The organism is Methanohalobium sp. (assembly GCF_046546175.1).
Taxonomy (GTDB): Archaea; Halobacteriota; Methanosarcinia; order Methanosarcinales; family Methanosarcinaceae; genus Methanohalobium.
In genome coordinates this window covers 1-11,257 of record NZ_JBKGYF010000055.1, presented here as the reverse complement: position 1 = coordinate 11,257, position 11,257 = coordinate 1, and the positions used below count along the sequence as shown (strand labels likewise).

17 protein-coding genes and 2 tRNA genes are annotated in these 11,257 nt (G+C 38.4%); 8 read left to right on the top strand and 11 right to left on the bottom strand.

Annotated features, from left to right (window positions below; genetic code table 11):
- The 5 genes from ACLFMM_RS06880 to ACLFMM_RS06860 form a co-directional block, all read left to right on the top strand.
- On the top strand, positions 1-824 hold an 824-nt coding region (locus tag ACLFMM_RS06880), incomplete at its 5' end, for a glycine betaine ABC transporter substrate-binding protein (protein WP_410807984.1).
- A gap of 188 nt (positions 825-1,012) precedes the next feature.
- The gene (locus tag ACLFMM_RS06875) at positions 1,013-1,285 is read left to right on the top strand and encodes a helix-turn-helix domain-containing protein (protein WP_410807983.1); all 273 of its coding nucleotides are present in this window, start codon (positions 1,013-1,015) and stop codon (positions 1,283-1,285) included.
- Between the two features lie 327 nt (positions 1,286-1,612).
- Positions 1,613-1,975, top strand: a complete 363-nt coding sequence (locus ACLFMM_RS06870) for a glycine betaine ABC transporter substrate-binding protein (RefSeq protein WP_410807982.1) — start codon at positions 1,613-1,615, stop codon at positions 1,973-1,975.
- A gap of 107 nt (positions 1,976-2,082) precedes the next feature.
- Positions 2,083-2,334: a glycine betaine ABC transporter substrate-binding protein gene (locus ACLFMM_RS06865; protein WP_410807985.1), complete on the top strand. Its 252-nt coding sequence runs from the start codon at positions 2,083-2,085 to the stop codon at positions 2,332-2,334.
- Positions 2,297-2,638, top strand: a complete 342-nt coding sequence (locus ACLFMM_RS06860; protein ID WP_410807981.1) for a glycine betaine ABC transporter substrate-binding protein — start codon at positions 2,297-2,299, stop codon at positions 2,636-2,638. The genes ACLFMM_RS06865 and ACLFMM_RS06860 overlap by 38 nt, the downstream gene beginning before the upstream one ends.
- A 25-nt stretch (positions 2,639-2,663) precedes the next feature.
- Here the strand turns inward: ACLFMM_RS06860 and ACLFMM_RS06855 are convergent, their stop codons facing one another.
- A complete protein-coding gene (locus ACLFMM_RS06855) occupies positions 2,664-2,843 on the bottom strand; it encodes a 4Fe-4S binding protein (protein WP_410807980.1) in 180 nt (59 codons plus the stop codon).
- Positions 2,844-2,920: 77 nt separating this feature from the next.
- On the opposite strand from ACLFMM_RS06855, the gene ACLFMM_RS06850 reads away from it, so the two are divergent.
- From ACLFMM_RS06850 to ACLFMM_RS06840, 3 genes are all read left to right on the top strand, one after another.
- Positions 2,921-3,973, top strand: a complete 1,053-nt coding sequence (locus ACLFMM_RS06850) for a radical SAM protein (protein ID WP_410807979.1) — start codon at positions 2,921-2,923, stop codon at positions 3,971-3,973.
- 116 nt (positions 3,974-4,089) lie between these two features.
- Positions 4,090-4,401: a DUF2551 domain-containing protein gene (locus ACLFMM_RS06845; protein WP_410807978.1), complete on the top strand. Its 312-nt coding sequence runs from the start codon at positions 4,090-4,092 to the stop codon at positions 4,399-4,401.
- Positions 4,402-4,584: 183 nt separating this feature from the next.
- Complete coding sequence (locus ACLFMM_RS06840) at positions 4,585-5,505, top strand: ADP-ribosylglycohydrolase family protein (protein ID WP_410807977.1); 921 nt, start codon at positions 4,585-4,587, stop codon at positions 5,503-5,505.
- A 27-nt stretch (positions 5,506-5,532) separates the two neighbouring features.
- On the opposite strand, the gene ACLFMM_RS06835 is transcribed toward ACLFMM_RS06840, so the two are convergent.
- The 10 genes from ACLFMM_RS06835 to ACLFMM_RS06790 all read right to left on the bottom strand — a co-directional run bounded on the left by ACLFMM_RS06835 (position 5,533) and on the right by ACLFMM_RS06790 (position 11,163).
- Positions 5,533-5,620, bottom strand: a tRNA-Leu gene (locus ACLFMM_RS06835).
- Positions 5,621-5,673: 53 nt separating this feature from the next.
- Positions 5,674-6,471, bottom strand: coding sequence for a DNA-directed RNA polymerase subunit D (locus tag ACLFMM_RS06830; RefSeq protein ID WP_410807976.1), 798 nt, complete (start codon positions 6,469-6,471; stop codon positions 5,674-5,676).
- A 34-nt stretch (positions 6,472-6,505) separates the two neighbouring features.
- Complete coding sequence (locus tag ACLFMM_RS06825; RefSeq protein WP_410807975.1) at positions 6,506-6,886, bottom strand: 30S ribosomal protein S11; 381 nt, start codon at positions 6,884-6,886, stop codon at positions 6,506-6,508.
- A gap of 12 nt (positions 6,887-6,898) precedes the next feature.
- On the bottom strand, positions 6,899-7,453 hold the full coding sequence (locus ACLFMM_RS06820; RefSeq protein WP_410807974.1) for a 30S ribosomal protein S4: 555 nt from the start codon (positions 7,451-7,453) through the stop codon (positions 6,899-6,901).
- Between the two features lie 33 nt (positions 7,454-7,486).
- The gene (locus ACLFMM_RS06815) at positions 7,487-7,936 is read right to left on the bottom strand and encodes a 30S ribosomal protein S13 (RefSeq protein ID WP_410807973.1); all 450 of its coding nucleotides are present in this window, start codon (positions 7,934-7,936) and stop codon (positions 7,487-7,489) included.
- Positions 7,937-8,116: 180 nt separating this feature from the next.
- Positions 8,117-8,200: transfer RNA gene (locus ACLFMM_RS06810), tRNA-Ser, on the bottom strand.
- A 46-nt stretch (positions 8,201-8,246) separates the two neighbouring features.
- The gene (locus ACLFMM_RS06805; protein ID WP_410807972.1) at positions 8,247-9,278 is read right to left on the bottom strand and encodes an RNA-guided pseudouridylation complex pseudouridine synthase subunit Cbf5; all 1,032 of its coding nucleotides are present in this window, start codon (positions 9,276-9,278) and stop codon (positions 8,247-8,249) included.
- A 39-nt stretch (positions 9,279-9,317) separates the two neighbouring features.
- Positions 9,318-9,854, bottom strand: a complete 537-nt coding sequence (gene cmk, locus ACLFMM_RS06800; protein WP_410807971.1) for a (d)CMP kinase — start codon at positions 9,852-9,854, stop codon at positions 9,318-9,320.
- The gene (locus ACLFMM_RS06795; RefSeq protein ID WP_410807970.1) at positions 9,855-10,499 is read right to left on the bottom strand and encodes a DUF106 domain-containing protein; all 645 of its coding nucleotides are present in this window, start codon (positions 10,497-10,499) and stop codon (positions 9,855-9,857) included.
- A gap of 16 nt (positions 10,500-10,515) precedes the next feature.
- Positions 10,516-11,163 (bottom strand): adenylate kinase, encoded by a 648-nt coding sequence (locus ACLFMM_RS06790; protein ID WP_410807968.1) that lies wholly within the window; start codon positions 11,161-11,163, stop codon positions 10,516-10,518.
- Between the last annotated feature and the right edge of the window lie 94 nt (positions 11,164-11,257).

Sequence of the window (11,257 nt, the reverse complement as noted above, 5' to 3'; positions counted from 1 at the left end):
ATGGAACAGGTGAGCAGACTGAAGATGGAACAGGTGAGCAGACTGAAGAAAAGAGTGTCAACATCGCATATGTAGACTGGGCAAGTGCTGAAGCCTCCACAAATGTGGTAAAGGAAGTTTATGAAGAAGCTGGATACGAGGTTGAACTCAATAACGTTGAAGCTGGTCTAATGTATCAGGGAATTGCAAACGATGATGCTGATTTCTCGGTCTGTGCATGGTTACCTGAAACACAGGCAGACTACTGGGAAGAGTATAGTGACCAGATTGACAGAGTGGGAACAAACACACCTGAAGTGAAAACTGGTTTGGTAGTTCCGGAATCTGTAGATATAGATTCCATAGAAGACCTTAAAGGTAATGAAGATATGTTTGACGGTACTATAACTGGTATCGACTCTGGTGCAGGTATTATGTCACAGACAGAAACTGCAATTGAAGAATATGAACTCGATGAATATGAATTGCAATCCAGCAGCGATACTGGAATGACTACTTCACTTAAAAGCGCCATATCAGATGATGAACCAATAGTTGTAACACTTTGGGACCCGCACTGGGCATTTGCTCGCTGGGACCTCAAATACCTTGATGATCCAAAAGATGTATATGGAGAAGACGACATCGTTACCATAGCAAGACAGGGTCTTCAGGAAGACAAGCCTGAGGCATATGCCATCCTTGAAAGATTCAATTGGGATCTTGCCGACAATGAGCAGGTTATGGCGTACATTGAAGAGGGAATGAGCGGCGAAGAGGCTGCTGAAAAATGGGTTGAAGATAATCCAGACAAAGTTAATGCCTGGCTTGGAGAAGAGGAATAATTAACCTCTAACTTTTTTTTTTCTTGTTCTTATTATTTCATATTTATTAACTATATCCTGCGGTTCAATCCGTTATATCTCATAAAATATATTTGCTTCAGAAGCAAATATAAATGATAAAGAGGAATATAGTTGAAAACTATAGTCTAACACATAATATATGAACTCTTACATCAATATATCTTATTATGACAAAATCTGAACAGAATCCCATTAAAAAGCATATCACTTACAATGAAATTCTAGACCTTATAAAACATGTGAAATACGCAAGAGTACTGACGAGATTATATTTTATCAAGTACCGCTATGAAAGTGACAGTGTCATAGTTTCTTCCGAACGGGTAGGCACATCGAGTACTGTAGGTCATCGATGGCAGAAGAGATGGAATGAGTCTGGATATGATGGATTGATTCCGCGATACACCGGTGGCAGACCATCAAAACTCACACAGCAGTAGAAAGACCAGCTGAAACAGATACTCAAATCCAGAAACGTTTGGACTACAAATTAGGTCAGAAAACTCATATTAAATGAGTTTGGTGTAGAATACAGCCTCATGCAGATACGAAGGATACTCAAAGAATTTGGTATGAAATAAGCTAAACCTTATCAGCATGATTACCGCAAACCTGTAGATGCTGACGAGATTTTTAAAAAACATTCCCGAATTGGATGAGAATGCCATCATCGGGTTCCTCGATGAAACATCACCTCAGAATAATACAAAATATGGAAGAGTATTAGGAGTGTAATATCCAGGTTCTTCGTCATCGATACCGAACATATGAGACAGCTGATTTATGAAGCGTTCATGCGATTCTCAGCAAACATCAGTTTTGCAAAAGGGTGGATAAAAAATTTATTGTGGATAATTTTATACAACGAATGTTATGTTAGTGACTATAATAATAAAATAAAATCGCTGCTAGTTATTGGGTTAGTATTAATCCTAGCTACTGATGGTGTAGGTTGTGCAACAGACCAGGGCAGTGGTACAGAAGACGATACCAACGACAATTGTGGTACTGAAACCGAAGACAATAGTGTATCAATTGCATATGTCCAATGGGATGACGCCATAGCAACCACAAATGTTGTAGAACAGGTCTTTGAGAAAAACGGATATGAAGTTGAAATGACTCTGTAGCTGTTGGTGCCATGTATCAAGCTATAGCCAGTGGAAATGTTGATTTTTCAGCCTGCTGATGGTTACCAAACACCCAGGAAAACTACTGGAATGAATATGGAGATCAAATCGACAAGGTCAAACCAAATCTTGAGGGGGGTGCCACCAGACTTGTTGTACCCACATATATGGAGATAGATTCCATCGAAGACCTTAATGACAATAAAGGAAAACTTGATGCAACTATTACTAGCATCGACTCTGCTGCAGGTATTATGTCACAGACAGAAACCGCAATTGAAGAATACAATCTTGAAAATGATTTGATGTCAAGCATCAGCGATGGCATGGCTTCTGCACTTAAAGCCAGCATATTATAAGGATGAACCAATTGTTGTAACACTATGGAATCCTCACTGGGCATTAAGCCGCTGGGACCTAAAATATCTGGATGACCCAAAGGGCGTTTATGGAGAAGACCAGATTGTAACATTGGCTCGCCAGGGTATGAGTGAGGATAAACCAGAAGCCTATGAAATTCTGACCAGATTCGGGTGGTCCATGGAAGATGTAGAATCTGTAATGGCTGATATTCAAAACGGTACTCCTGCCGAAGAGGCAGCTTCCAAATGGATTGAAAATAATCCTGAAAAAGTTGATTATTGGATAAACGGCGAGCAATAAAATGGAGTTTCAGTAACTCCATTTTTTATTCCATATATACAATTGACTGGCATTGATTGATACACTTCATACACAAATCACATTTTTCATAATCTACTTTTACAGTCTCACCTGTTCCGTAAAGCGCATTGTTAGGACATATATTAAAACATTTGCCGCATTTTTTACAATTAATAATCGCAATGAGTCCATCATATCCGGGCATACATAGATTTATGAACAAACAACTTAAAAACAGACCGGTCAAGATTTATATATAAATAGTAAATACAATGTAGCGATATGAAAAACATAACATTAGATGATTCTGGTTCATTCTACAACCATTTATCAGAGGGATGCAGACTCTGTCAGATGGGAGCGAAAATGGTCATGTTTGTTACCGGTATATGCGGAAGAAATTGCTATTATTGTCCACTTTCTAAAGAGCGTAAAGAAGATACCGTATATGCCAATGAGACTTTGGTTTATTCTGACTCTGATGTTATCAATGAAGTTAAACAAATGAATGCACTAGGTACCGGCATCACAGGTGGAGAACCTCTCTATAAACTCGAGCGCACACTGCATTATATTAGCCTTTTAAAATCAGAATTTGGAAAAAAACACCATATTCACCTGTATACATCCATCAATGCTGATAAAGATACACTAATTAAACTCAAAAATGCCGGATTGGATGAAATAAGGTTCCATCCACCTCAGGAAATATGGAAAAATATAGAAAATTCGCCATTTTCAAATTCAATCAAGACTGCAATCGAAACCGGGTTGACAGCAGGTATAGAGATTCCTGCAATAGATAATGCCGAATACGTAGCAGAATTCATCCAGAAAACAGAAGGATTCCTGAATCTCAATGAACTTGAATTTACAGATTCAAATTCAAATGAGTTAAAAAAGCATTATTACAACCTTCGTGATGATACATCCAATGCTGCATCAAAATCCAGAGAGATTGCCAAAATTCTGACTGACAATTATAAAGATACAAAAATTCATTTTTGTTCATCCAGCTATAAGGATGCGGTACAATTTAAAAAACGGCTGATTCGTACTGCTGAGAAAACTTCCCGTCCATTTGATGATATCACAGATGATGGTACTATTGTATACGGTGTAATTGAGCCAGGAGATTTTGAAAATACTATAAAAATGTTGAAAGAACTATATGTACCCGAAAATATGTTCCAAATAGTAGACATCAAAATCGATATTGCATGGTGGATTCTTGAAGATATAGCAGATGATTTAAAAAATATTGGTTGCTCTACATCAATAATCGAAAGATATCCATTAAAAAATGGATTGGTTGTTGAAACTCTTCCGATTTAAATACCAAAATTTATAAATAAAGATGATGTTAGTCTGTTGCGTTCTGAAAAATTAAATGTTATCAGCTTAAACTACCATAGTTTTATAAGGTAAAAAAATCTATAATTGGTTCAGAGGTGTTAGTACTGGAAACAATAGAAGAGCGAGTAAGATCAAGACTCACCAAGTATCTTAGTCGTGATACTACTGGTATACGCAAAGCAGTACTCAAACTATTTTTAGAAGGTAGTTCATATACTACTGGTGATGTCTATGAGTATCTCCGCTACCATGATTTTGACGTAAGTTATCGGGGAGTATCAGCTATGGTGGGACTAATGAATACAAGACTTGGCATACTCAGCATAGATGTAACCGGGGACCATAATATCTATATGCTCAAAGAGGACTACAAAAATATTGTCAGGTCAGTTATCGAAAATTATTGATTATTCTTCCTGAGAATTTATTGTAACAACATATCGCTCTTTTTTTATCTGAGTAACTAATTATCAGATAAAATATGGTATCTGTGCTTAAAATAGTATTGGGTTTTTGATAGATAATTACCACTCACTAGTACCCAATATCCTTAATATTGCAAGTGCCATATACATATTTGTGAGTAACTCATGGATTTAGTTGAACGATACAAAGGTGCACTTATGGGACTTGCCGTTGGGGATGCACTTGGTGCTCCTCTGGAATCAAAACCACCAGGTACCTTTGAACCCATTAATGACATGATTGGTGGAGGAGTGTTTGGTTTGAAACCCGGGGAATGGACAGATGATACATCACAGGCTTTATGCCTTGCAGAAAGTCTTATTATGAAAAAATCTTTTGACCCTATTGACCAGCTAGAGCGCTACCTAAAATGGTATAAAACCGGTTATTTGAGTAGCCAGAGCCAAAGTTTTGGTATTGGTCCTACTGCAACAAATAGTCTCAAAGAATTTGAAATTACTCATAAACCGATAAGACAAACAAATGAAAATGCTGTTACAAACGGGTCACTGATGAGACTTGCACCTGTACCACTGGCTTTTGCCAAAAAACCTGAAATAGCTATTAAAAAGTCAGGAGACAGTTCCAGAACCACTCATAATTCAAAAATTGCAGTGGATGCCTGTAGATATATGGCAGCTCTAATCATTGGAGCTTTAAATAACGTTTCAAAAAATGAATTTCTAACTGATTTTTATACACCTGTCAATGGATACTGGGAAAATAATCCACTCTGTCCTGAAATCGGTGAAGTTGCAGCTGGATCTTTCAGGAAAAAAGAACCACCCGAAATCCAAGCTGCATTGTATGTACCCAGAACATTGGAATCTGCACTATGGGCTTTTTATAAATGTTCCTCATTCAAAGAAGGGTGCCTGATGGCTGTAAATCTGGGTGATGACGCTGATACCACCGGTGCTATATATGGTCAGCTTGCAGGAGCCTATTATGGTGAAAAAAATATTCCCGAATCCTGGTGTCAAAAACTTGTGTACCGCGATTTAATAGAATCCAATGCTGAAAAACTCATGTATGTTGATTGCTAATTTTTTAAAAAAAATCAGTTTTGGTTTTGGTGCGGGGGACGAGATTCGAACTCGCGTATCCCTACGGAACTAGGCCCTCAACCTAGCGCCTTTGGCCGGGCTCGGCAACCCCCGCACATGGGATGTATGTAATAGGAGAGTTATATTCTCCTATTTATATTTAAATGTTTATAAATTACTCAATATTTCCTTCATTTCAGTAGCTTTTGCCTTGATAGTATTCCCTGCATTTATAATTAACTGCTCTGAAGTATAGGAACCGTCTGATTCAACTGTGAACAAAAATGATGATTCATCCTCTTTCACAGATATCGCATCTATTTCACAAGCTTCTTCACATAATTTACACAAAATACAATCCAGCAAGTCTTCATCTGCTACCTTTGCACCTTCATCATCAAGGTAAATTATTCCTTTTGGGCATTCACTAACACATAGTCCGCACTTGTCACAACCATTGACATGTATCACAGGTAAGTTTTTGTAACCACAGGCAATACCTGCCTGCCATTTTGCATTATCCTTACCAAATCCTTTGTGTGCAAGTGCTTCGAGCATCATCCTCTGATCATCCTTTAACTCTATAATAGGAATGTTTGCATCTGCCGGCTGTACACCAGGGTCAGATGATATCAGGTCCCCTGAATACACCATTTTTGGACCCTCTGCATTCAAGGTGATGGATACTTCGCAGGAAGGGCATCCATCTTCACAGGTACACTCTTCCTGGGTTGTGTAGTCATCCATATTTTCTGTTGAAAGAGGAACCAATGCCAGACGAAGTCCAAGCTGTTCATCATAAAGTACTGATGTATTATTATAGAGGTTTAGGTCATCAATTGCAAAAGTAGGTACATCAGCCAACATGGCTCTACGTATACTATTTGCAAATGCTGGTGTCGTGTTAGAAAGTCTGAACCTCGATGACCTTTCGGATAATTCAAGCACTTCTACTTTTGCTGTCATAACTTGATATCCCTTATTTTAATTTAAGACTATATTATACTCTTCTTCCGCCTTCAGGACGTGTTCCGTCATGTGGGACAGGTGTTACATCCTCAATTCTACCAATTCTGATTCCTGCTCTTGCAAAAGCTCTGATTGCAGCCTGTGCACCTGGTCCAGGACTTCGCTGTTTATTCCCTCCAGGTGCCCTTACTTTTATATGAACTCCCTGTACACCTTTATCTTTCAACATATCTGCTACCTGTCGAGCCATCTGCATGGCAGTATAAGGTGAACTTTCATCTCTTGCGGCTTTTGTAACCATCCCACCAGAAGACTTTGCAAGTGTTTCAGCACCTGTGAGGTCAGTAACGGTTATGATGGTATTATTAAATGATGAGTTTATGTGTGCAATACCCCATATCTCTTGTGCCATATCTTATCCTCCTTATTCTTCTGCAATAGATGACGCAATCTGGTCAGGTCTCTCAGGGTGTGATTCTGTTGATATAGGTGACCCTCCATAATAGTCTATTGCCATTTCTTCATCTTTTGTAACCATTTTACTGGGAACTGTAACTTTTCTTCCGTTTACTGCAATATGGCCATGGGTAATAAATTGTCGTGCCTGCAGAGGAGTCCTTGCAAGTCCCAGTTTATGAACCTGTGTTTGCAGTCTTCTGTCAAGTATTGAATCTGTTGAGAGTGCAAGAATATCATCAATGACAGCGTCCTCTTTGAGAATACCGTATCTTTTAAGTTTTGCAAGAATCTGGTCTGCTTCTTTTCTTAAATGACCTGTGAGTTCAGCCTCTGCGGTTTCTGCGAGAAGTTCCTGCGCTTCCTCCCTATATTTCCTGAGAATACTTTGCGCCTTCCAGACTTCTTTTTTATTTCTAAGACCATATTTTTTGATTAATTCAACCTCACTCACCATTCTGGCAGACTGCCATGGATGCTTTGGAGTATCGAAACTTTTACGCTTTTTACCAGGATATGCCATATTTAATCACCTTTAATTGAATCGATTTAAAAATCAGCTCTTTTTCTTGCTAACACCGATTGTTGAACCGCCTCTTCCAGTCGATTTGGTTCTTTGACCTCTTACCTTCAATCCTCTCTCGTGCCTTATACCACGGTATGCACGGGTCTTTTTGAGTGTGTTAACATCCTCTCTGATTGCCATGAAAATATCCTGGCCTAAAAGATGTTTATCTTCCCCTGAATATGGATCCTTTTGTCTGTTAAGCATCCATGATGGTACATAATTTTCAAATTTGTTAATTGTAGAATTAAGGGTTTCTATTTCTTCATCTGAAAGATATCCTATTTTGGTACTAGGGTCTATACCTGAACCTTTCACGATTATATTTGCTGTTCGCCTTCCTATTCCTTTGATTCCGGTTAAAGCCAACCTTACCGGCTGATCACCGGGCAGATCAGTGTTCATTACACGAACAAGATGTCTTATTTCTTCATTTGCCATTTAATATCCTCCTTAAGGATGCGGTTTGTAATACATCCCGTAGCCCCGAAACTATAAATAGAAGTTCCGACGCAGCCTTTAAGGCATTCTAGTTTTAAGAAGTTCAAGTCTGAACCTGTATTATAACAGCGTAAGATAGAATTGTTGTTATATAAAATTAATTCCTGAAAGTTACCAGAGCGCCGAGGGGGAGATTCGAACTCCCGAGGGGCTAAAGCCCCACGAGCTTTCCAGGCTCGCGCCTTTCCACTAGACTACCTCGGCATTTTGGGATATTGTGATTTATTTTACTATATTTATTGTTTTTGTTTTAGTTCCGGATTGTTCTGATTTTCCAAGCTCTTGGGTAAGTTCCTGCAGCCATTATTACATTTTCGGTGATAGCCACAATACCGTTTCCTGCTTCCAGTATTTCATCGGTTTCCATGCTGGCTTTACAAATAGCTACAATTTCGCCCTTCTGAGTGAACAGGCATATTGTATTTCCATTATATATATTTGTATCCAGACTAACAACACCTGGTACTGTCAGAGAAGCCCCTCTACAGATTGCATCCACAGCACTGTCGCGTATAACAATTTTTGGCAGATGAATGAGAGCTGTCTCCACAGGCTGTATAAACTTCCTTAATTCTGATTCAATACCATACTCTTCCCTGAAGACGTACGCATCCTTTAGATCATACAACGTAGCCATATTGTCCTCACAGAAAGGTCCTGTTTTTATTCTTCTAAGTTCCTGCATATGTGCCCCACATCCAATAGCTTCACCTATATCTGCACACAATTTCCGCAGGTAAGTACCAGCTTCACATCCAACTTTAATCAAAACAGATGAACCTTTTATTTCCAATATATTAAGATAATAGATAGTACGTATTCGCAGTTTGCGTTTAACCGCCGATTTTATGGGTGGTTTCTGAAAGATTGGCCCCTCAAAGTCCTTGCATACCCGGATGATTTCATCTGCTGTTATTGTATCATGCAACTGCATCAAACAAATATATTCCTTAGTTGAAAGCCTTAGTGGACCTATGGCTTTAGTAGCTTTCTGCAACATTATAGGCAAATCACCTGTTACCTTAGGGTCCAGTGAACCGGAATGTCCAGCTTTGTTAATTTTTAAAATATCCTTAACCCATGAAGTGATTTCATGACTTGTCGGACCTTTCGGCTTGTCAAGGTTAACAACTCCCATGTTAATATAATCATTTAGAGAGCGGTGTTCAGGCAGACAACCATAATCAGGATTTGTAAATGGTCTGGATTTTGATTTTTGAACCTGTCCTCGTTCAATTTCTATTCTTATCTCTGGAGCTGCATCTGTATATTGTAAATCCATAATATCTAAAATAAGTAATTTGTTTTAAGCCGCATTTACTCAGGAAAATCCACCAAGAACATCGATTGATACCTTGATAATATCTTCTATCTGATTTTGATTCCATCGACTGGTATCTAATACAATATCATAAATCGATAAATCTCCAAGGTCTATGCCATGTATTTCTTTATATCTTACATCTTCTGATGCCTCACGTTTTTTAGTGGATTCAAAAACATCATCAAATATTCCACCTTCCCGGTCCATCAACCGTTTAACACGTATATCAAGTGGTGCTTTTAACCAGACTTTAACTACATTATCAGTTTCAGCCATATAACCTGCAAGTCTTCCTTCTAGTATGCAATTGTTTTTCTGACTGGCTATTTCATGCTGACGCTGGTCTATTTTAAGGTCTATTGATGGATCAGATTCAGCAAGATTGCCAAATTCTTCAAGTGTCATATTATATTCATTTGCCAGTTTCCGAAAAACTTCACCTGCCGAAACCAAGTCCACGTTATAATATTCTGAAAGTAATTTTGATACCGTGGTTGTTCCACTTCCCGGCAACCCACTAATTGTCAATAACATTTAAGCTCCACCAATGTTAAGTGCCTTCCTTATCAACTGACTGATGGCAAGTGATGTTATAAAATACCACAGTATCCAGAACTGAATTGGACCAATCACAGTTTTTACAAGCTCCATTTCACCTATAAAAGGGAAGACCATTGTAGCCCCTGTATGACCACTGATATAATAATATGCCCACATGAATAACGGAAGAGAGATGATACTAATATAAGCCATTGGTTTGAACTGTTGCTTTGACATTTCCATCTGGTCACCCATCATTTCAGAACGCTGTTCTTCAAGCTGTTTGAGCTTATAATTATTCTGGGACAGCTGCGCTTCTCTGAATTCTTTCTGAAAAGCCTTCATACGTTCCTGGGTTCTTCTCATCAAATCCCAATCAATGGTATATTTTTGAATAAGGGATGCATAAAGTGCGGTTATTGCCGCCATTATAAATAACAGGATATGGAAATTTTCCTGCCCCACAAGTGCAACCAGAGGGTTCATTAGTAACCCTACAAATTCACCTAGACTTTGCCTGAAATCACTGATAACTGCGAATACCATCAATGATATCCCAAAAGCCAGCAAAAGGTAATCCAGATTTCTTTTCAAATTAGAAGATGACTGTGCCAAAGCAATCCACACCAGTTTTTTCATTAATTAATACTAATTATTACAGATTATCAAGAACGCTACGTATATCTTCAAAAACATCTTCGACTTTTCCAGTACCATCAATATTTACCAGAATGTCCTTTTCTTTATAGTAACCTATCAAAGGTGCTGTCTGGTTGTTATAGGTTTCAAGTCTCTGTTTAATAACTTCTTCTTTATCATCATCACGCTGATAGAGTTTACCACCACATACATCACATATTCCGTCTTTACTGGGCGGGCTGAACTTTAGATGGTAATTAGCTCCGCAGTTACTGCAAATACGCCTTCCACTTAAACGGGTCACCAGTTCCTCATCCGGAACTTCAATATTTAAAACAACATCTAGTGATTTTCCAAGGTTTTCAAGAATTTCATCAAGCGCATCTGCCTGATTGATAGTTCTTGGATATCCGTCGAGTATATAACCGTTGTTACAATCAGGTTCAATCAACCGGTTTTTGATGATACCAATCAAAACTTCATCAGGGACAAGTTCACCTTTATCCATATATTCCTTTGCCTTATTACCAAGTTCAGTACCATTTTTAACATTGTCCCTTAAAATATCACCGGTCGATATATGCGGTATATGATAATTTTCAGAAATTTCTTTGGCCTGGGTGCCTTTACCGGCACCAGGCGGTCCAAAAAGTACTATATTCATAGATCAATCACACCTCTATATTTATATCATTCTTTACCAAAGAACGACCTCATCATTGGATGCATCTCCATCATCTGTTCAGATGCTATATCTT